This is a genomic window from Paenibacillus campi (genome assembly GCF_034659835.1).
Taxonomy (GTDB): Bacteria; Bacillota; Bacilli; order Paenibacillales; family Paenibacillaceae; genus Saccharibacillus; species Saccharibacillus campi.
In genome coordinates this window covers 855,262-875,820 of record NZ_JAXSQZ010000001.1, presented here as the reverse complement: position 1 = coordinate 875,820, position 20,559 = coordinate 855,262, and the positions used below count along the sequence as shown (strand labels likewise).

The following is a 20,559-nucleotide window of genomic DNA, read 5'->3' as shown; positions in this document are numbered from 1 at the left end:
TCTGAAATCAGAGTTATCAAATCACTTGAAAAAATCTTTGAGCCCTGCCAGTCGAGGATCGATCGGCCGGTTATCGCAATCACAATCCTGTTCGTTCAGGTTGACCCCACATGTCTGGCACAAGCCCTTGCAATCGTCCTTGCACAGAACAATCGCCGGCAAGTCCATCAATGCAGCTTCCTCCAGATAAGGGCGAAGTTCTACCGTATCGCTATTCACGTATACCATATTATCTTCTTCCGCTACATTTTCCGGTTCTTCGCCGTGCCTGAATTCCTCCTCCAGGCTAAATTCGCGATGGAGTTCAACGGTTTTCAGACAGCGAGCGCATGCCACTTGCAGATCAAGCTTCAACGTTCCGTTCACTTCCACAACCCGATCGATTCTGTACCGTGCCGTCAAATCCGCCTGCAATGGTTGTGCATTCAGGATATCATTGCGGTCGATTTTTACAAATTCGGAATCGAGTGTCTGGTGAAACTCTATAGGCTGATCGCTCTGCGCCATTTTTCGAAATTGGAATTGCATAGTTATCACTCCAAACAAACAAAAATTATTTTACCAATGAATAGCGGCTTTTGTCAATCTAATTTTGTATTTTAACAACCTGTAAGGGTAAATTCCTTTACTACAGCGGGATTCCCAGTGTTGATGCGGGTTTCTGGCATCTGTTATTCATGCAAAATCGATCCAAACTCCGTCCAAATCCGCTTTTCGCCACCGCTGCTCTGCCTGTCAAAAAAGCGCCCGGATATCGCTTGCATTACCTTTATTCTCCAATACAATATAATGGAGCAACCGACGTATACAGCAAATCCGCCACGGTAGCGAACGACACAGATCGCATTGATTTTACCATATCTTGAACTCGGATATGTTATAAAAATAACAATTATAGCATACCGCGCACAAAGGAGCACAAATGTATGAATATCGCCGGCATTATCGTCGAATATAATCCATTCCACAACGGCCACCAGCTTCACCTCCACCGCACACAGCAGCTGACAAAATGCGATGGCATCGTAGCGGTTATGAGCGGCAGCTTTACCCAGCGCGGCGAGCCTGCCAGCTTTAACAAATGGGCGCGCGCTGAAATGGCACTGCATGCCGGCTGCGATGTCGTGCTGGAGCTCCCTTCCGCCTATGCGGTGCAGCCTGCCGAATGGTTCGCCTATGGTGCGGTAGCGGTGCTGGAAGCGACTGGCATCGTGAACCAGCTCGTATTTGGCAGCGAATCCGGTGCGCTGGAACGATTGGAGCCGCTCGCCCAGCTATTGGAGCAACAACCGCCCGAACTGCATACAGCGCTACGAGAGCAGCTTAGCTACGGGCTTAGTTATCCAGCCGCACTAAGCCGGGCAGCGCTGGCATCAGGTTTGTTATCGGCAGAAACGGCGGCGCTTTTGCATGAACCGAACAATACGCTTGGACTGCAATACATACGGGCGCTGCGCCAGCTTGGAAGCCGTATTATCCCGCTGACGATCCAGCGCGAACAATCCGGCTATCATGATACACAGCCAACGCATGAACAAATCGCCAGCGCTACAGCGCTGCGGCAAATGCTGCTGCAAGAGCCGCTGCGGGTAAGCAATTACGTGCCCTCTGCTACGCTGGACATTATGCAGCGCGAGATGGCGGCTGGACGCGGCCCGGTACAAATGGACAGCCTATGGTTGCCGCTGCTGCACACGATCGCCACCTCATCCCCCACTGTACTGGCGCAATATTACGATATGAACGAAGGTATTGAACATCGGCTCAAACGATTGTTGCCTACACTGGAACAGCCAACGGTCAGCATGCTGATCGACCGTCTAAAAACGAAACGGTATACGCGTGCACGTTTACAGCGCTTGCTCGCCCATCTACTGCTCAGTCATCGCCGGGAACTGCTGAACGAGCCGATGCTGCGCCGTGGTCCGGGTTATTTGCGTGTACTTGGCTTTACAGAGCGAGGACGCACATTGCTCAAACGGATGAAAAGCACCGCTACGTTGCCGATCATGATGCGCGCAGCCGATAGCGAGCATGAGCAAATGGAGCTGGATGTACAAGCGACGGTTATGCAGGCAGCAGGCTTTACGACGCCACAGATGCGCGACATGTATGCGGATTATTATTATGCGCCTGTACGTGTAGAGTAGACGATTACATTGTCTCCATTAAAAATCCGGTTCGAACGCACTTCAACCTGTTCATCATGAAACGACTATAAGATAGGCATACGCGTCAAATAGCATTGTTTTATTAATTTAACTCAAGTAAACTAATTAACATAAGTTAATCCAAACAAGGAGGTCAACTATTGGCGCAACAAACGCATTCGTTACGGAATATTAAAAAAGCAAGAACACGCATCCGGCTATACGAAACCGGCTTAGCAATGATGAAAACGCACAAATTTAACGAAATTATGGTCGATGAAATTTGTCGGGAAGCGGAAATATCCAAAGTTACTTTTTTCAAATGTTTTCCGCAAAAAGAAGCGCTGCTCGTCTATTTTATGCGTGTCTGGTTAACGGAACGCATACTGGAACTCCATACAAACGGCAAACAAGGCTTTGCGGCGGTGCGGCATGTGCTGGACAGTGTTACCGAATGCTACCAGCATATTCCGGGTGTAATGCCAAGTTTGATCGCTTTTTTGGCGCAAATCGATATGCACCCGTGTATGCCGGAGCTGAGCGCAGCGGAAATCCATCTGCTGTTTCCGGGGCGTGAAACAGAAGCGACGGTCTCGCCTAATCTGCATGCGCTGTTCCGCGATTGTATGATGCAGGCGCAGGCGGCAGGTACACTTGCGCCTGAGCTAAAAATTGATGATGCGGTTAAGCTGCTCTGTACGGTGTTTTACGGCGCATTTTTGACTGCGCGTATGTATGCGTCACCTGATATTCACGGATTTTACGAACTGCATTTAGCCCGTTTGGAACGACACTAAGGAGGCAAAACGATGAATCCGATTATTGCGGGACGCCAGATGGCGTCTATTGAAGGGCCGTTTGTCGTATTTATTATCGGTGTGCGCATTAACAAATGGTTGGCGATCGGTCAATGGTTGCCGGTGTTGCAAGCGATGGGACCGATGCTCAAAGAGCTGTATGCCAATCCGGAGCTTGGATTTTTGGATGCTGCTCCTTTTGTATCAGGGCGCGGTGTATCGATCGTGCAGTATTGGCGCTCTTACGATCAACTGGAGCATTACGCACATGGCGCCCAACATTTGCAAGCATGGCAAAACTTCAATCGCAAATCGCGTGCTGGGCAAGCGGTCGGCATTTATCATGAGACGTATTTGGTCGAAAATGGAGCGTATGAATCGATTTACGTCAATATGCCAGCGACCGGGCTTGGCAAAGCAGGCGATTTGCGTCCGATTGGCGCAGGACGTGAATCGTCACGCGAACGGACGCGGCTCGGTAAACAGCATGAAGCCGGAACAATGCAGCAATCGGGAGAGTAAACGTATCACCGTACAATCGCTGGATGATCGATACAGTTGCTCTTTTCCTATTCAAGCCTATTTATGTTGCAATCGATTATGCTGCCCAGTTGTGTCATGCTGTCGCCTAGCTCATAGCTGTGTTCTATTGCTGCTGACTACCGAAACGCAATGCTCACAACATATTGTATTGGTTAGCTTAATACGATGCGTTCGTTCCGTGTCGTGTCATTATGTATTCTGTCTAGTACTGCGTTCAGCAAGCTTGCGCACTTCATCGGCAACAACATTCGGCATTGCAACATAAAGCGCGCGTTATTTGCAGCCATTTCTCGTTTCATCGGCAACAACGTTCCGTGCCACAATGTATTCTGTCTAGCTTTACAGTTTATCGTTCCGGTATGCAACGTATGTTTATACTACAGATCAGCAAAAAGGAAGCGGGATCATGTCCGCTTCCTTTTTGTGATGCGATTGATGATACGGTTATGGTTGTCGAACAACAGGCAGCAAACTGTACAGCAGATCGCATATACATTACCAAGAGCAGGCTAATCGTTATACATAACTGTCCTCGTCTTATTTTACAAACACGGTACATGGTTCAACTATGATACGGGTTGACGGTATAAACATACCTTTCACGACTTGGCTGGCAGCGCGGCAATCGCTTTTAGCGCATCATCCATCGTCTTGACCGGAATGAGCTTCATCGTAGAGTGTATACGATCAAGCTCTGCTTTGGCATCGGCGTAGTTGCCTTGTGGCACGAGGAAGATTTCCGCCCCTTTGTTCTGTGCAGCCACAATTTTATGCTGCACTCCGCCGATAATACCGACCGTACCGTCAGGATCGATCGTACCGGTGCCAGCGATGCGATAACCTCGGGTTAGATCGCCTGGTGTGAGTTGATTGTAAATTTCCAGGCTGAACATAAGTCCTGCCGACGGGCCACCGATATTCGTATCGGCAAATTTCACTTCATGGGCGGGATCATCCGGTGTAACTTTTTGCACTTCTCCGATCGCTACGCCAAAGCCGACACGGATGCGTCCGATCGAATCTTGAAATTCGGTCAGTTTAATTTTTTCGTCGACATTCGTACCGGCGCGATCAAGGACGACATCGACCGTATCGCCTGCTTTTTTGCCGCTTAACATTTGTTCCAATTGCTGGATCGAGGTAATGTTCTGTCCATCTACACGTACAAATTTATCGCCCGCATAGATCATTTTATCGCCTTGCGGTACGGCGACGACAAATACGTATTGCGGTTCGATTTTGAACGCAACGCCTGCCTTTTTGTAGGCTGCCGCGATCGCATTCGACTGCGAACTGCTCATATAGTAGAGCTGCTCGGCGGCATAATCTTCGCGATCATTTTGGGCGGGCTTCGGTCCAATGTCCTCATACGGATCGAACAGGCTGGCGAGCAGCATCGCCGCATTCGCATAACGGATCGAGACCGTCGTCAACATAAATGTTCCTTTTTCGGTCGGATCACCGTCGGTCACATGTACGATTGGCTTCAGCTCATCCACAACGCCCGGCGCATTAATTACATACGGAGTCGGCATATACACAAGCACATACACAAACAGGATCAAACAAAGCAAATAAACCCATATTCGCTTTTGCGAAAACGGGGATTTAAGGGATCGGCCGGACATGCTGTTCTCTCCTTTACATTGTGATGATATTCGCCACGGCAAGTTTTATCCTGCGCTACCTGCAACGGTACAGCTTAAGCATACTGTACACGGTTGCCGCAACGGCTGGAATAAACGGACAAAACGATGTCGATAACGACCTATCTGTCCGTCTATTATCCCATGCCAGACGTCGCAAATCCACTTTGACTGCGGCAAACCGCTTTGGTCTGTTATGAACTTGTTGACGCGCTAAATTTAAGCTGCAATTCCCGCTCAATTAGCGGCGGTACAAAGTCTGCTACCGGGCCGTCAAAACGGGCGATTTCCTTCACCATACTGGAACTTAAATACGAATAACGCGGATTTGTCATCATAAAAATCGTCTCGGCATCCGGGTTTAGTTCACGATTAATCGATGCCATTTGCAGTTCATATTCAAAATCAGTCACCGAGCGAATGCCACGTACGATCACATGTGCCTCACGCTCGCGAATATAATTGGCAAGCAGATCGCGGAAGCTGTCGATTTCCACATTAGGCAGATCAGCGGTAACCTGTTTCAACTGCTCTACCCGTTCTTCGACGGTAAACAGCGGCTTTTTACTCATATTGTTCAGTACAGCAACGACGAGTGTATCGAACTGGCGTGCCGCACGGTGAATAATGTCCAAATGCCCCATCGTCACCGGATCAAAGCTGCCCGGATAGACGGCAATGCGCCTGCCGCCCCGTTCATTCGCTACTGTCATCTGGATCAAATTGCTCGTATCGTTATTCATCGATCGTTCCTCCCTGCTGTGCTGCTGTCTCATTTGCTGATCGATCAAATTGGGCTTCCGGCTCATACCGGTACACATAAATCGATGTCTCTCCATATACCGCCTGCCGAACACCGACAAAATGGGGACATTCCGGCGGATACGGATGCCCGGTTTCAAATTCCAGCACAACTGTAGCATCCGGCTGCAATAAGTTTCGTTCATGCATATCTTGCATTAGCAAAATTCCGTTTTTCATCCGGTATGGCGGATCGAGAAAGACGAGATCAAATGTCGTACCACGCTTTTGCAGCACTTTAAGCGCACGTCCTGCTTCATTGCGATAAATTTCCGCCTGTTGCGTCAGCCCGGCGGACTGTACATTACTTTTGATCACTTCAATACTTTTGTATTCCATATCGATAAATACGCCATGTTCCATTCCACGGCTGAGCGCTTCAATGCCAAGTCCACCCGTTCCAGCAAACAGATCAAGCACCTGCCCGCCAGCAAAATAAGGGCCGATAATGCTAAACATCGCCTCTTTGACCTTATCGGTCGTTGGCCGGGTTCCGTTTCCCGGTACCGCCTTTAGCGGTCTTCCTTTTGCACTTCCAGAAATGACTCTCATTCCGATCGATTCACCCGTTCTTCTATAGTATAGGACATACAGTTCAGACAGACGACGGTATACGTATACCATCAACCTATGCCGTTCCTGCGTGTGTACGTTCTGTTCACTATCCAACTTTCCCGTTTGCTGTTCATTACCCATCAGGACGCTGCCCAGCAAGCAAATGCACGACGTTATCGTATCATATCGAGCGATCGTTGCAAAATGATCCACTCATTCGCTTGCCTTTTATAAGCCGCATCTGCTACAATACTGAACAAACGTTCAGTATCGAAAGTGTTGAGGTGAGACGATGAACAAAAAACAGGCTCAAAGCGAGCTAACCCGCAAAAAAATAAGCGAAGCTGCACGCAGTCTGTTCGTGCAAAAAGGCTACAAAGCGACTTCGATCGAAGATATCGTTGCCGCTACCGGCAGCAGCAAAGGCAATATTTATTACCATTTTAAAAGCAAAGAAGGTCTGTTTTCCTACTTGCTGCACGAATGGGATCATGACTGGCTGGAAAAATGGCAAGCGCGTTTGCCGTCCTATTCCACCGCCACGTCTAAAATGTATGGACTTGCCGAGCAGATTGTGCGCGAAGATTTAAACCATCCGTTGACCCGTGCAGCCGATGAATTTTTTAGCAATGATGAGCAAAAAAGCGAGATTGAAGCCAAAATCAACACGATGATACAAGAACATCTATCATTTAATCGTCAATTGATTCAAGAAGGCGTAGATCGAGGTGAATTTAGCGGTGAACAGATCGAGCAAAAAGCGCTCGTGCTGGAAGGCATCGTCGTTGGCATGAGCCGTGTCTGTCGTAACCAACCGCTGGAGCAAGTGTTAGAGCATTATCGATTTGCGATCGATACGTTTTTGTATGGTATTGCAGCCGGAGCCAAGCAGTCGTAGTGTAAACGAGCTCGCTGCTGGTGATCCGGTGTTTTTATCGCTTTTTACTGACCGAATGTTCAGTATGTATTGTTTCCAATATAATCGATAGATCGGATTCGGCTCGTGCTATAGCAGGCACGCAGTTATTTGATGGAGGAAATCATGTCACTGTTAATGCGTAATCGGGCAGCGCTGTTGCTGCTTATGTTTAATATTTTTCTGGTGTTTACCGGTATTGGGCTTGTCATTCCGATTATGCCAACGTATATGAATGAGCTGCATATCGGCGGCAGTGTGCTCGGTCTCATGGTCGCTGCCTTTTCGATTAGCCAGCTTATTTTCTCGCCCTATAGCGGGCGTTTGTCAGACCGTATCGGGCGCAAAAAGCTCATTATTGTCGGTATGCTTGTGTTTGCGATTTCCGAATGGTTGTTTGCGATCGCGTATGCGCCGGCACTGCTATTTGTATCACGTGCGATTGGCGGTCTGGGGGCGGCGCTAATTATGCCGTCCGTAATGGCATATGCTGCCGATATAACTTCTGACGAAGAACGCGGCGCAGCGATGGGCTTTATTAATGCGGCGATTACAACCGGCTTTATTATCGGCCCTGGCATCGGCGGCTTGCTCGCAGAATATGGCATTCGTGTCCCGTTTTATGCGGCGGCGATTGCAGGTGTTGTTGCCGCGCTTGCCACGTTGCTGCTGTTGCCGGAATCGCTGTCACCGGAGCGGCGTGCTGCGCTGGCGAACAGCACTAGCCATAGTGAAAGTCTGGTGCGTCAATTGTTGCAATCGTATCGCAAGCCTTATTTTCTCAGTCTGATTATCGTATTTGTCGCTTCGTTCGGGCTGGCGAATTATGAGACCGTATTCTCGCTATTTGTCGATCATAAATTCGGCTTTACAGCGCAGGATATCGCGATCATTATTACGTTTGGCTCAATCGCCGGTGCGGTCGTGCAAGCGACGATTTTCGGCTGGATGATCAACCGATTTGGCGGACAGCGGCTCATTATCATCTGTCTGCTCGCTTCGGCGGTGTTTATCGTGCTTACACTGCTCGTACACACGTATTTCCTTATTTTTACGGTGACATTTGCGGTATTTCTGGCAATGGACATTTTGCGTCCAGCGATTGGCACCCAGCTGTCACAACAAGCAGGCAATGAACAAGGGTACGTGGCAGGTCTGAACTCCGCTTACACGAGTCTTGGCAATATCGCTGGGCCGATTGTGGCTGGTGCATTGTTCGACTGGAATGTGAATTATCCGTATATGATGGCAGCGTTTATTTTGACGCTCTGCTTTCTGTTGTCACTGCGTGTGAAGCCGCAAATGCCGCAGCGTAGGGAAGTGGAGTCGGATATGGCGAAATCGAGTTGAGTAGCGCTGGATAAGGATCATCGTTACTCGTTCGTGGATGGTTGATGTGTAATGGAGCGTTACAACGTTAATCGTTATAATAGAGTATGTTTAATAAATGGAATCGGAACACCTTTGGGCGTGACGTTCACTTATCGGCAGATAGGGGCGTGATGTTTGAAGGTGTTTTTTACACGGGAAAATAAGCAGCTAATATTAATGAATTTAAAATCTTTTGAGTTCATTTTATAGATAAAAGAGTTGATAAGTAGAAAGAAGCAGTGTTTGTTGATACGAAAACGTGATGTTGACAGATGAAAATTTCAAAAAGGAAACACATCGCTAGAACTATGCTAAATTGGTATTTTACGTGATAGTATGTTGTTATTGTAACTTTCAGCCAAAGTTATACATAATTATTTTGTATTGGGGAGAAATATATATGAGTTTTCCAAAAAAAATTAAAATCCCGATTTTGCTACTATTTGTATTTACAGTATTAGTTTTTTTTACTAGTAATGCTATAAAAATTTATGCTTCAGAAGCTATTAGTGTTACAGATTCAGTATATTCTGGTACTGTTTATCCAAATGCAGTAACTCCCGATTATAATGTTGCCAGGTTAACTATTTTTGCGGATGGCGGCTCAAATACTACAGGTTCCTCTGGCAGCGGTAATATTACCGATTTTGGTGTCCATGCTTTTGTAACAATTAAAAATTCAAATACTTCTGCTATACAGGTAGGTGGATTAACAGGCATAGCTCCAGGCAAAACAGTTTCAGTCGGAACTTGGGGAAATAAAAGTGAACACAATGGAGTCTGGTATAATTTAGAAGAAAAATTTATTGCAAATCAAGATGCATACAAAAGTAGAGTTTCTCTAACAATAGACTTATCCTCTGGGCAGCTACAAGCAGTAAATAATTATATTAAGAATCATGATGATTGGGGCTATACTAACAATTGTTCATCATTTGCTGTTGGTATATGGAATACTGTTGCTGCTACAACCTTAAGTGCAGGCACTATTAATACACCTAAAAATTTAGCTAATTCTATTAAAAGCAAGTCAGGATATATTTCAGGAATGGCTGTTCCTAATGACTATTTGGTCTATTATGCAAACGGTGCAAACGCCCCTATACGCAGCCGCTCCTTTTAAATCAAAAAACGTTTAACATTGGAGGCAACTCAATATGAAAAAAAAAATAATTATAATAATAAGCGCAGTATTGATTGTCTTGTTAGGAATGGGGATTGTTATGAGTTTTAATAAAGTGATCGATCCAGCAACAGTTATGATTAAACATGCAAAATTGTCCAATCATACGATCGAGCTGCAAGGAGAATTGATGGGTAGTGGAGATAACTATAAGGGTTATGAGGTCAGTTATAAGGATGGGTCTGTGTTTATTCAATTGAAAGGCAGTTCATTGGCTTTGTTCCGTCCACGGGGCAGTTTTGATATCCAAATACCAAATTCATTTGGAGCAGTACATGCCGTATATTTGGAAAATCAAAATGGTGATCAACAGATTAAAGTTAATCTCTCTAGTTGATACGCCTCGACTCCACTTATCTATACTTTTATAATCGCTTGCTGTCTAAACCAATCCTCGCCATTGGCAGTGAACAATACTCAATTGATGATCAGTTTGTACTGGAACCTTAATCAACAAGGACTTAAAACGACTGCAAAAATAAAATTCATCTCGGTCAGATGAATATACAGCAATCTCTCCACTTCCCTTATAAACGCTCCAGCAACTTACGATAATACGCTTGCAATTGTTGTTTTAACTGCAACGGCTCAACCGCCGATACAACCGTACCTAGCCCTGCCAAATACGCCAGCATAAAATCGATCTCCTCCGGCTCATAGCAGCCGTACAATTGCCATACACCATCCTTATGCTCTAAGTGCAGTGAAGGTGGCAAACGTGCCTCTAAGCGTTTTTCATCCGTCAGCTCGGGCAGTTGGCAGCGAAACGAAATCGCTTGCTGAGACGGCTGCCGTAGCGTAAGTGCAGTATGCAAATCCACATGTGTAAATATCGTTTCACTTGGCTCGTCTGTGCGCACAATCGACTCGATACGATCACAGCGAAAGACGCGATATTGCCGTTTATCCATATCATAGCTGCGGCAATACCAATACCCATCCATCACATAGATGGCAAATGGCTGTATCCGGCGTTGACTTACACGCTCGCCCGAACGATAGCCGATACGTACAATTCGCTGATCGGCAGCAGCCAGTAGCAGTTGTTCTAAACATGCTCCCGGCTCCGCCTCGATCCCATAATAAAAGGCGACCCGATTGCGAAACTGTTCGATCTGTTGCTGCTGTTGTGGGGAGACGATATCTAGAAACTTGGCGTTAATCGAGGCAAATGATACCCCAAACGCAGCACCTGACAAACTTTCCAACGCCTGCATCGAAAAATACAATGCCAGCACTTCCTGCGCTGTAAATGAAACCGGTGGCAATGTCGCCGTATCTAGCAGTCGATACCCACCATATCGTCCATGTTCCGCATAAAGCGGCACACCAATCGCTTCCAATGCTTCTACATCCCGAATCGCCGTGCGACGTGAAATACTAAACTGTGCCATCAGCTCGCCAAGCGTAAACCGACGCTGCCGATGTACATAACGCTGCATTTGTTGTAACCGTTCCGCTTTGTTCATTGTGATCCCCTTTTTCTATTATAAAGGTGTCATCTTTTGGCACCTTATTTCGTTATGCTTGTACTGTATCACAATACAGGAGGCGATTCATCATGAACGAAAAACAAATGGCACAGACGACAGAAACGACAGCATCATCTACCACAACGCCATTCACGGCAGCTCAAACGAACACAGAGCCAGCGCGTACAGCACAAACGAACGCCAAGCAAACCGATGACACGTTAGCACGAGCGCAGTCGATTTCAGCCCAAACCGAAGTGATTCCGTTTCTATCGCTAAACGGCAAAGCTGCGGAAGCGATTGCCTTTTATGAGCAGCTTGGCGCAACCGTATTGCTCAAAGTCACATACGCTCAACTTGCCGCGATGGACGACAGCTTTCACGTACAACCCGGACAGGAACAGCATATTACGCATTCCATATTACAGTTCGGCAGCAACAAACTGATGATCGCAGAAGCATCCGTCGAGCTCGAACAACCGTGGCAGCATGGCTCCTCATTCTCGCTCTGCCTGCAATCCCGTCAGCATGAACATATGGAACTGCTATATCATCATATGATTGCGGATGCGCGCTGTAACATTATCGTTCCATTTGCGCCCAATTCGTTTAGCTCCGGTTATGCAGCAGTACGTGATCCATTTGGCGTCGTGTTTCAGTTTACAGTGACCAGGCATGCATTTTAAAACGAGATTTGACGGTGGACAGAACGTGGACGGCTGAACAGCAAATGGATGAATAGCGAATGGATGAACATGCAATTTCGACTTGCTCCAGCTATACGATCAAAGACCCGATTCGCAAGAGGAATCGGGTCTTTCGTTTCTGTTTCTATGTGCATCGGTATGTGGATCAGTTCACGATAAATTTCACGCGTGTACCATCCGGGTATTTGGTCAGCTGGTTGCCAACCCAAGAGCCTGCGCCCCGATTGTCGGATGGGCTTATGTAGCGAATATCTGCACCTGCGCCGCCTTCCAGACACATTGCCATCGGCCATTCGTCGCGATCATAGCCGCTTTTGGTCGGTACGCCTTTGAGCGATTCCTCGCGGCGCTCGTCCGCACCGGAACGGTCGATCGTACATACAGCCGAGTGACCGTCAGCAATCGCATCACGAATATGACTCGCCGTTTCCGGGTAGCGGGTAGACGGGAATGTCAGTGTGTAATCATACGCTGCGGCTGCGGTTGCGTGCTGCACATTGTGTTCACCTTGCAGCAGTGTCGGTGTCGTTAACAACACCACCATCATCATTAACATCATGCCTAGCTTTTTCAATCGTTTCAATACAATCAGCTCGCTTTCTGCGATAATATAATTCCTCGTTTGCAAGTAGTTCGCAGCAAGCATAATATAAAGTTAATTTGTGCTGTGAATGAAGTGCGAACTGGAATCTAATACCATTTTAAGCGAATGAATGTAAAGTTTAAATCTTTTTATGTTAAATTTTGGATTAAACATATTAAGATTGTAAAATCTGTGTTTGTAATGCTAACATTACATTTAAGCTATCATTATGCTCGTTTTTATGTAGCGTCATGTGAAACCGATCCAAAACTGCTGTTACACAAAAAAGGACCCTGCCTGGGATCGGGCAGGGTGTAGGCAATATTTATATCAAAAGGGGTATGTCTGTATGTTAAACGCACAAGCTGAAATAAAGCTGATACAAACCTAAAAATTAGCTTAAAATGCGATTTTTTTTTCTGCATCATCGTGAAGATTGCTATTTTCTTACAGTATCGGCTATGATACTTACGAACCAAAGGTTACTACGCTCCACGCTGGCACCGATAATAAACATATGCCCTGTTTGAAGGCAAGAAAGGAGGAATGTATTCATGGATATCGCTTCTTTGTCCACTTCATTGAGTCAGAGTTCGCTGTCACAGGCCGTCGGTATTAAGGTACTGTCACTGTCCAAAGATATGGCTGAGCAACAAGGCCAACAATTGGCTGAGATGTTGAAGCAAGCTCCTCATCCGACATTGGGAAGCACACTCGACATTCGCGCTTAATCGGGCGATGTGTGGAGCTCGTTATGCGGCTGTGCAATTAGCAGATGTGTAGTTAGCAGATGTATAGGCTGCTGATCGCTAGGCATGACGAAATGCTTGTCCAGTTCAGAAACACGCAAACCCACCAATCGCTCACGATAAGAATGGTTGGCGGGTTTGTGTTATTTGTATTTTCATGAAGAAACTGTAGCTGACTTGTACTATAGTGAATATGCAAGTTACGCTGTTTATAAAAATATTCAAAACTGCTGGTACAACGTGGATAGACTTAGCAACAATGAATGTATTGCAGGCTGCAACAGAGTGATTTTTATGGATTGATTTCAAACGATAGCCTATAATTAATTTACTGCTGCTAACAGAGCGCTTAGTGCACTAATTATTTTAGCAACATCACTTAAATCACTTTGCTTGTACCCTTTAACTAAGGAGATGGCTCATTTGTATCAACATAAAACGAAAAACCTCTACGTACCTCCTACACCCTCAACTGTCAAAAGCCCGATACAGCCATTTAAAATGATACACCCTACATTAGATATGCCAAAAATATTAGGAAATCAAGCTATTCTTCAAATGGTGAAAAATGAGAGTAATAAAGAGGAGGATAAGGAGGATTATTTTACTTCAATACTACCTAAAGATAATGCTCTTTTGAACTACTCTAAGTGGGCAAATAGTGAGGATAAGTCTGAAATAAAAACAACGATTGAAAAAGCATATAGGTATTGTTATAAAAAAGGGAATGAACTATACAAAAAAATAAAGGAATCCATTGAAAATGACCCTAACTCAGAAAAGGGTAAGCAATATCAACAAATTCTTGATAAAGAAAATGATGAGAAAAAAACTAGATTTTATAAAAACTATTCTTCCGAGATTAAGCAATCAAAACAAAATTTAAATTTATATGAAGTAAAAACAAAAAGTATGACAGCGGATAATAAGAAATCAAAGTTTGTCGCTTATCACAACAACTTTGATCTTGAAGAAGGAAATATCATTGCAATAAGTAATAATAGTGGACTAGATGATCATGAAAAAACCAAAACAAGATTACAAAATTCGGATATAATATGGCATCAATATTTAGAAGCAATTAATTTTAGTCTCAGCAAAAATCAGACCCAGAATAAGAATGAAGCAGATTATATTGATACATTAAAAAAGTTCAAAAGAGAAAATATCACCAACGCTCAAACAAATATTGTTGCGCGTCTACTTTGTGGAACAAACGCTACAAAACCTGTTAGTTTCACCGATAACCAGGACGGCTTTTTTGCTTTATTAGGAACGGATAATTGTCAAAGCGCAGGGTATATGCTTGCGCAACATATAAGTGGTAAAAATAAAATAATATCGAAAATCACTGTATATCCCAGTAAAGATAGTTGGAGTATTGAAATTACTTACGAAATAAATGAGCAGGGGTACCAATAGAGAACAATACTTCATAAAAATGAATAATACCAATTACCCTTTCACATTTACAATCGCTCCACCAACTTCACTGCCACACTACCAAAATCAGCATCATCCCGCAATTGTACCAACGCTTTCCTAGCTTGCGGCAAAGGCAGACTGCGTCGCAAAAGCGCAAATGCTGCCGAGCGTACGAGTATATACTCATCACTTTTTACAATCGACAACGCCAGCTGAATATCGTCTGCCTCTACATGCAGCGCTGTCAATGCTTCCAACATCGCAATCTGCACATATTCTTCATCCTGCTCCTGTGCCCAGTGACGATGAATCAACGCGCGCACAGTCGGCTGTTGCTGCTCATCACTGTACAAACCGAGCACTTTCCAAATCTCAATCCGCAAAATATCATCGCTTTGTACATCGACCGCCGCAGCCAGTAACAATTGCAGTTCTGCCGGCTGTAATGCCGAGTCGATTCGCAGCAATGCTTGTAAACGCTCATCTGTGCTCGATTGTTGCCAGTCGTGCAAACGTTGCGACATCAATCATCCCTCCTTGTTTCGTCTTATAGTCATCTATGCGATACGATTGTTGAATGATAGCATATATACTATCCATGTATCGTGCGAGAGCGAAGATTGAAATTTCGTAAAGCCGCTCGCCCTCGCACCATTCATCTACACCGCTAATCCCGATTCGATTTCCAACGCATCATGCTTGATCATTTCATCATTGATTCTGTGCTGGCAGCTATTCATCCAGTTCTGCCAGCGCCGTACGTGCCATCATCTGCATGACCGCATCTTCCATCGGCGGATTGTGCAGACCGGCGCGTACATCGCGGTACAGACGCTCTAACGGCAAATTTTTGGATAAAGCAGCGCCGCCTACAATTTTCATCGCTTTGTCCACGACCGCGTTGGCAAGCTGTACCGCATTGTATTTAACCAAGCCGAAGTCAGGACGCATCAACTTGCGCTCCTCTGGCAAACGATCCCAGCGATCTGCCACATCATACATAAGCGTACGAGCGAGTCGCAGTTCGCTTTCGATCTGTCCGATCCACTGGCGAATATGCGGCAGCGTGGCAATCGGCTCGGTCAGGCTATTCGGCGTATAATTGGCAGCATAACGCAGCGCAAAATCACGCGCCGCATACGCGATGCCCAAATAACAAGCCGGAATATGCAGCAGCCAGCCGTCCCCATCATCACGCCCGCTTTTGGGCGCACCAGGCTGGTACAGATTGAGCACTTGACGATCCGGCACAAACACATCGGTCAGCACGACATCATGGCTACCAGTTGCACGCATCCCTAGCGTATTCCATGTTTCCTCCACCTCGATCCCTGCACGCGAACGAATTAGAAAATCGCCAATCTCCGGCTGTCCAGCTAATCCAGCACTTACGATAAAGTCAGTTAATAGCGGACTAAGTGTACTGTACGTTTTGCGTCCATTTAATAACCAGCCGCCATCGGTACGCACAGCAGTCGTTTCCGGGCGTCCGCCACGGGTCGGACTACCTGTACCACGTTCGCTGGCAAATTTGTTAATCATATTGCCATGTTCCACTACATCGCGGCAAAATTCCGAAAAGGTCGGCTCTGGCCAACCGTCTGCCTCGCGAAAATGCAGCATCATCCCGCCATGCCAGCCTGCGCTTAGCGCGGTCGAACCATCGCCACGAGCGATTCGCTCTTGTACAAGTAGCCATTCATACAGCGATAGCCCCTCTCCACCATAGTCACGGCTGACGGTTAGTTTCGCATAGCCTGTTTCCTTCAACTCCGCAAAGTTTTCAAACGGAAATGTTCCTTCCGCATCATGCTTCGCTGCTCGTTCCGCAAAACGTACAGCAAGCTCATCTGCCCATGCGACAAGTTCTGCCTCACGTTCATTACGAATAAATTGATCGATTCGTTTGCCAGTCATATCCAATTCCTCCTCCACACCGATTGCCCAATTGCATCTCTATGTTGGTCATATTGTTTATCTCATTTTAAAACATAGTTGTGTTCATATCATACCCATATAATGTGCTTTAAACGCTATAATGCTCAGCATCCAATCCAGCTCATTACGCACATATTCGTATGCAGCGCGATCGTTACAAGCTCATTCTGCCAATTCCGTTCGCAGCCGCTGCCAAAATTGTGCAAATGAATCGGCAACGAATAACAATTCCTCCGTATCTATAATCCAAATACAAATACGACCGTAATCCGACACTGCCTGCAGTGAGATCAAAAAGTCATGCCCTCCCTGATCATAAGCAAACGTAAACAAATACGCTAGCTCTGGAAAATTTCCCAACAGATCGGCATACAATTGCTCGGCTGGCAATTTCCCATAATGATGAAAACGTGCAAATTCAACGAAATTAACGAATCGAATCAAAGCCGCCAAAGCCAAATCGCTCCCGCTCTCTCCATTGCTCCGATAAATAGCCACCGTTATATTGTAAATAATGCTGGCGATAGGCAGGCGGAAAGCTACGTCCCAACTGTTGTTCCAATGTATCCAGATCATGCTCGGTCAATGCTTGCTCACATTGTACAACAGTAAAGATCATGCGCCGATCACACTCCTTTTGATTATGTACTACGATGAATACAGACAGCTGCCAGTTGTATCTGGCGCTCATTATCGATCAATGGATCGATTCGTTTGCCGATCATTCCTAAGCTACCATTGCAAACGACATAAGCCGCAGCTCCATATAACAGAGCTACGGCTACATACGTCTTTTGTTGTGCAATGGTAGTGAATGAGGATCGGGCGCTTACTTTGTAGCAGGCAGTTCATGCGCAGGCTGTCCCAGATTAAACGCAATGGTAGGTGTGCCTTTAATCCCTAGACGAACGCGGAACAATCCACCATCTTGCTTGGTATTATCACCAGGATCGATATCGCCGCGTGCGGTCGTAATATACAGCTCGTCCAGCTCAGCGCCGCCAAATACACATGAAGTCACCTTTTCCGAAGCGACCGCAATTTCCGCAATCACTTGACCGGTGGCAGGATCGAAGCGGGACACACGGCGTCCACCCCAGCGAGCTACCCATAACATGCCTTCCGCATCAATCGTCATCCCATCTGGATTGCCTTCACGCTCATCCACTTCAGCAATTACACGACCATTCGCGATCGAGCCATCGTCTGCATCATAGTCAAATGCACGAATCGTCAATGTTGGTGTATCAATATAATAGAAAATACGACCATCTGCGCTCCATGCCAGCCCGTTTGAAGTCGAAACTTCACTTAGCAGCAACCGTACATGACCGGTCGTGTCCATACTATACAGCGCGCCCGCTTTCTGTTCGTCGCCCAAACTCATCGTACCGGCTACAAAACGACCGAATGGATCACATTTGCCATCATTAAATCGATTGCCAGGACGTCCTGCTTCCGGGTCATGGATTAGCACTTTCTCACCTGTTTGCAAATGAATACGGTAAATGCCACTAAACAGCGCAGCGATAACTTCATCCTCGGTATACGGTACAACAGCACCGATATGCTCGCCCACATCAAGCGCCTGATCTTCGCCAGTAGCAGGGTCATAACGATGTAGCTTATAGCCTTCAATATCAACCCATAACAACTGCTGCGAACGCTCATCCCAGCTAGGACCTTCACCTAGTTTCGCTTGCGCATCCAATATTAATTCCGCTTCATACCGCTCCATCGTACCGCCTCCTGTGCATAATAAGTTCAATTTCAGCAAGTTCACTTGGCAAACGATGCTGCGCTGATTGAATAGCTCATTAACCGCTCGTTTTCCAGCATCATAGCGTGAAAACAAGCGCATTCACAACATTAAACTCCACATATTTAAACATATAGCGAATGCCCGCTGACGATTTCCTCCGTCATGCCCCACCAAAGCCTCTGCTCCAATCGTACTCAATCGCTTGCAAAAATGCACGTGCCAGTACCATATGCCCTTTCGTGTTTGGATGCACATGATCCCAGCCTTGTGACAATATTGCCGGATAGAGATGCTCACTGATCCGATCAAATGCCGCTTGCGTGTCTACTAACGGTAACCCTGTCTCGGCAGCGATCCGTTTAACCGCTTGTCCGTAAATGTCCATTGTGGCACGCATCGGGTCTTCAGCGGTTGTGCTCATATAATACGGTGTCATTAACACCAGACCTTTTACTTGAGGCAATGTGTCCTGCACAAGTTGACGCAATATTGCTTCATATTGTTCCAAATACACATGCTGGTCGGGATCAGCCGGGCGATCAAATTGACGCCAAACATCATTAATGCCGATCATAATCGCTACCCAGTCCGGCGCATGAGCCAGCACATCCTCTTGCCAGCGTGCTTGCAGATGGCGCACCGTATCCCCGCTTGTGCCGGTATTCAGCACACGCAGATTGTAATCTGGATAAGCCGCATTCAATAACGCATCGACAAGACCGACATAACCGTCCCCGATCGCCCCGTGCTCACCGACCGGACGGGCACGACCACAATCAGTAACCGAATCTCCGATCATTAATAGTATGCTGTTAGGCTCTATTTTCATTTTCATCCATCCCTTCTGTCTTTTTATTATATTCAGGTGTTGCCTAGTAGCTTGTCTTAAATACATTTACAGTTTGTCGATCTAGCCATCGCTTGGTGCTGAATCGATTTAGGTACATTTAAACACAATTTTCATTTGAGACAGCCTATCAATACCTTGACCAAGTTAAATGTTAATTTTGATTGTGTACTGAAATCTTCATTGATAAGAACTTGAGGCTGAATTTTATGAAAACAGCCTACGACTCGACATGAATAGCTATGTACCGATTGTGACTGTGCACGTATTCACTTGACACACACGCCTTAAGGTTACCAGCCTTGACGATGCAACCAGTCTGCACAGCGTTCTGTCCAACTGCCCATCGCTGGATGCCCGATCGCTAGCCCTGCTCCATGCCCGCCATGTTCATACACATGCAGCTCAAACGGAATGCCATGCTGTTCCAGCGCCAGCGCCATCCGCAAACTATTTTGCACAGGTACAGCGCCATCGTCTGCGGTATGCCATAGAAATGCTGGCGGCGTAGCGGCAGTCGCTTGACGTTCGGCGCTGTGCGCCATGACGAGTTCTGGCGAAGCATCGGCGCCGAGCAATGCCCGTTTGGAGCCTTCGTGACCGTAGCCTTCCATCGTAATGACCGGATAACAAAGCACCATCAAATCGGGACGCGAGCTGACCGTTTCGGTGCTTCCATCCGGCAATATCACAGCCTGCTCCGTAAAGACGGTTCCGGTCATCGCCGCCAGATGACCACCTGCCGAAAAGCCGAGAATACCGATCCGATCCGGTCGCAAACCGTACTGTGTCGCATAGGCGCGAACATGCCGTATCGCTGCCTGTCCATCCGCTAGCGGTGTGCGGCGATGCTTCGGTGTCAACCGATATTGCAATACAAACGCGGAAATGCCTTGCTCGTTTAGCCACTTCGCTACAGGTGTGCCTTCATGATCGGCTTTCATTTCATACCCACCGCCTGGCAAGACGATGATCGCACTGTGCGCGCCTGGCAACAAATACGGCTCCAAATACGGGCGCGCCCCGGTTTCATCAACAATATGTTCATCAGCAATCCAAATGCGTTCCATATGTATCCTCCGCTTCTTCGTTTGTGATGCGCCAAGCTACTATC

The 20,559-nt window shown here is 46.5% G+C and carries 23 protein-coding genes; 10 read left to right on the top strand and 13 right to left on the bottom strand.

What is annotated here, in order from left to right; genetic code table 11:
* Positions 1–21: 21 nt before the first annotated feature.
* On the bottom strand, positions 22–528 hold the full coding sequence (locus U1I11_RS03455; RefSeq protein ID WP_322903822.1) for a YceD family protein: 507 nt from the start codon (positions 526–528) through the stop codon (positions 22–24).
* A gap of 398 nt (positions 529–926) precedes the next feature.
* Here U1I11_RS03455 and U1I11_RS03450 point away from each other — a divergent pair, with 398 nt between their 5' ends.
* From U1I11_RS03450 to U1I11_RS03440, 3 genes are all read left to right on the top strand, one after another.
* On the top strand, positions 927–2,150 hold the full coding sequence (locus tag U1I11_RS03450; protein WP_322903820.1) for a nucleotidyltransferase: 1,224 nt from the start codon (positions 927–929) through the stop codon (positions 2,148–2,150).
* 161 nt (positions 2,151–2,311) lie between these two features.
* Positions 2,312–2,947, top strand: coding sequence for a TetR/AcrR family transcriptional regulator (locus tag U1I11_RS03445; RefSeq protein WP_322903819.1), 636 nt, complete (start codon positions 2,312–2,314; stop codon positions 2,945–2,947).
* Between the two features lie 12 nt (positions 2,948–2,959).
* The gene (locus tag U1I11_RS03440; protein ID WP_322903817.1) at positions 2,960–3,469 is read left to right on the top strand and encodes a DUF4188 domain-containing protein; all 510 of its coding nucleotides are present in this window, start codon (positions 2,960–2,962) and stop codon (positions 3,467–3,469) included.
* A gap of 620 nt (positions 3,470–4,089) precedes the next feature.
* Here the strand turns inward: U1I11_RS03440 and U1I11_RS03435 are convergent.
* The 3 genes from U1I11_RS03435 to rsmD all read right to left on the bottom strand — a co-directional run bounded on the left by U1I11_RS03435 (position 4,090) and on the right by rsmD (position 6,489).
* Positions 4,090–5,118 (bottom strand): YlbL family protein, encoded by a 1,029-nt coding sequence (locus tag U1I11_RS03435; protein WP_322903815.1) that lies wholly within the window; start codon positions 5,116–5,118, stop codon positions 4,090–4,092.
* Between the two features lie 212 nt (positions 5,119–5,330).
* The gene (gene coaD, locus U1I11_RS03430; RefSeq protein WP_322903813.1) at positions 5,331–5,879 is read right to left on the bottom strand and encodes a pantetheine-phosphate adenylyltransferase; all 549 of its coding nucleotides are present in this window, start codon (positions 5,877–5,879) and stop codon (positions 5,331–5,333) included.
* A complete protein-coding gene (gene rsmD / locus U1I11_RS03425) occupies positions 5,872–6,489 on the bottom strand; it encodes a 16S rRNA (guanine(966)-N(2))-methyltransferase RsmD (RefSeq protein ID WP_322903811.1) in 618 nt (205 codons plus the stop codon). The genes coaD and rsmD overlap by 8 nt, the downstream gene beginning before the upstream one ends.
* Before the next feature lie 295 nt (positions 6,490–6,784).
* On the opposite strand from rsmD, the gene U1I11_RS03420 reads away from it, so the two are divergent.
* From U1I11_RS03420 to U1I11_RS03405, 4 genes are all read left to right on the top strand, one after another.
* A complete protein-coding gene (locus tag U1I11_RS03420; RefSeq protein ID WP_322903808.1) occupies positions 6,785–7,390 on the top strand; it encodes a TetR/AcrR family transcriptional regulator in 606 nt (201 codons plus the stop codon).
* Between the two features lie 144 nt (positions 7,391–7,534).
* The gene (locus U1I11_RS03415) at positions 7,535–8,758 is read left to right on the top strand and encodes an MFS transporter (RefSeq protein ID WP_322903807.1); all 1,224 of its coding nucleotides are present in this window, start codon (positions 7,535–7,537) and stop codon (positions 8,756–8,758) included.
* Between the two features lie 421 nt (positions 8,759–9,179).
* Positions 9,180–9,902: a hypothetical protein gene (locus U1I11_RS03410; RefSeq protein ID WP_322903806.1), complete on the top strand. Its 723-nt coding sequence runs from the start codon at positions 9,180–9,182 to the stop codon at positions 9,900–9,902.
* Positions 9,903–9,936: 34 nt separating this feature from the next.
* Complete coding sequence (locus tag U1I11_RS03405) at positions 9,937–10,299, top strand: hypothetical protein (protein WP_322903804.1); 363 nt, start codon at positions 9,937–9,939, stop codon at positions 10,297–10,299.
* 190 nt (positions 10,300–10,489) lie between these two features.
* Here the strand turns inward: U1I11_RS03405 and U1I11_RS03400 are convergent, their stop codons facing one another.
* A complete protein-coding gene (locus U1I11_RS03400; RefSeq protein ID WP_322903803.1) occupies positions 10,490–11,431 on the bottom strand; it encodes a helix-turn-helix transcriptional regulator in 942 nt (313 codons plus the stop codon).
* A gap of 92 nt (positions 11,432–11,523) precedes the next feature.
* Here U1I11_RS03400 and U1I11_RS03395 point away from each other — a divergent pair, with 92 nt between their 5' ends.
* A complete protein-coding gene (locus tag U1I11_RS03395; protein WP_416235581.1) occupies positions 11,524–12,120 on the top strand; it encodes a VOC family protein in 597 nt (198 codons plus the stop codon).
* A 166-nt stretch (positions 12,121–12,286) separates the two neighbouring features.
* Here U1I11_RS03395 and U1I11_RS03390 read toward each other — a convergent pair whose 3' ends face one another.
* A complete protein-coding gene (locus tag U1I11_RS03390) occupies positions 12,287–12,688 on the bottom strand; it encodes a NucA/NucB deoxyribonuclease domain-containing protein (protein WP_322904483.1) in 402 nt (133 codons plus the stop codon).
* A 590-nt stretch (positions 12,689–13,278) separates the two neighbouring features.
* On the opposite strand from U1I11_RS03390, the gene U1I11_RS03385 reads away from it, so the two are divergent.
* Positions 13,279–13,455, top strand: coding sequence for a YjfB family protein (locus U1I11_RS03385; protein WP_322903801.1), 177 nt, complete (start codon positions 13,279–13,281; stop codon positions 13,453–13,455).
* A 441-nt stretch (positions 13,456–13,896) separates the two neighbouring features.
* A complete protein-coding gene (locus U1I11_RS03380; RefSeq protein ID WP_322903799.1) occupies positions 13,897–14,895 on the top strand; it encodes a hypothetical protein in 999 nt (332 codons plus the stop codon).
* A gap of 47 nt (positions 14,896–14,942) precedes the next feature.
* On the opposite strand, the gene U1I11_RS03375 is transcribed toward U1I11_RS03380, so the two are convergent.
* From U1I11_RS03375 to U1I11_RS03345, 7 genes are all read right to left on the bottom strand, one after another.
* Positions 14,943–15,422: a hypothetical protein gene (locus tag U1I11_RS03375; RefSeq protein ID WP_322903797.1), complete on the bottom strand. Its 480-nt coding sequence runs from the start codon at positions 15,420–15,422 to the stop codon at positions 14,943–14,945.
* Between the two features lie 208 nt (positions 15,423–15,630).
* Positions 15,631–16,815 carry an acyl-CoA dehydrogenase family protein gene (locus tag U1I11_RS03370; protein ID WP_322903796.1) on the bottom strand — a complete coding sequence of 395 codons (1,185 nt, stop codon included), beginning with the start codon at positions 16,813–16,815 and terminating at the stop codon, positions 15,631–15,633.
* A gap of 183 nt (positions 16,816–16,998) precedes the next feature.
* Positions 16,999–17,289, bottom strand: a complete 291-nt coding sequence (locus U1I11_RS03365) for an SMI1/KNR4 family protein (protein ID WP_322903794.1) — start codon at positions 17,287–17,289, stop codon at positions 16,999–17,001.
* Positions 17,264–17,455, bottom strand: coding sequence for an SMI1/KNR4 family protein (locus U1I11_RS03360; protein WP_322903792.1), 192 nt, complete (start codon positions 17,453–17,455; stop codon positions 17,264–17,266). The genes U1I11_RS03365 and U1I11_RS03360 overlap by 26 nt, the downstream gene beginning before the upstream one ends.
* A 210-nt stretch (positions 17,456–17,665) precedes the next feature.
* On the bottom strand, positions 17,666–18,574 hold the full coding sequence (locus tag U1I11_RS03355; RefSeq protein WP_322903790.1) for an SMP-30/gluconolactonase/LRE family protein: 909 nt from the start codon (positions 18,572–18,574) through the stop codon (positions 17,666–17,668).
* 184 nt (positions 18,575–18,758) lie between these two features.
* Complete coding sequence (locus U1I11_RS03350) at positions 18,759–19,427, bottom strand: SGNH/GDSL hydrolase family protein (protein WP_322904481.1); 669 nt, start codon at positions 19,425–19,427, stop codon at positions 18,759–18,761.
* 311 nt (positions 19,428–19,738) lie between these two features.
* Positions 19,739–20,515: an alpha/beta hydrolase gene (locus tag U1I11_RS03345; protein WP_322903788.1), complete on the bottom strand. Its 777-nt coding sequence runs from the start codon at positions 20,513–20,515 to the stop codon at positions 19,739–19,741.
* Positions 20,516–20,559 lie beyond the last annotated feature (44 nt).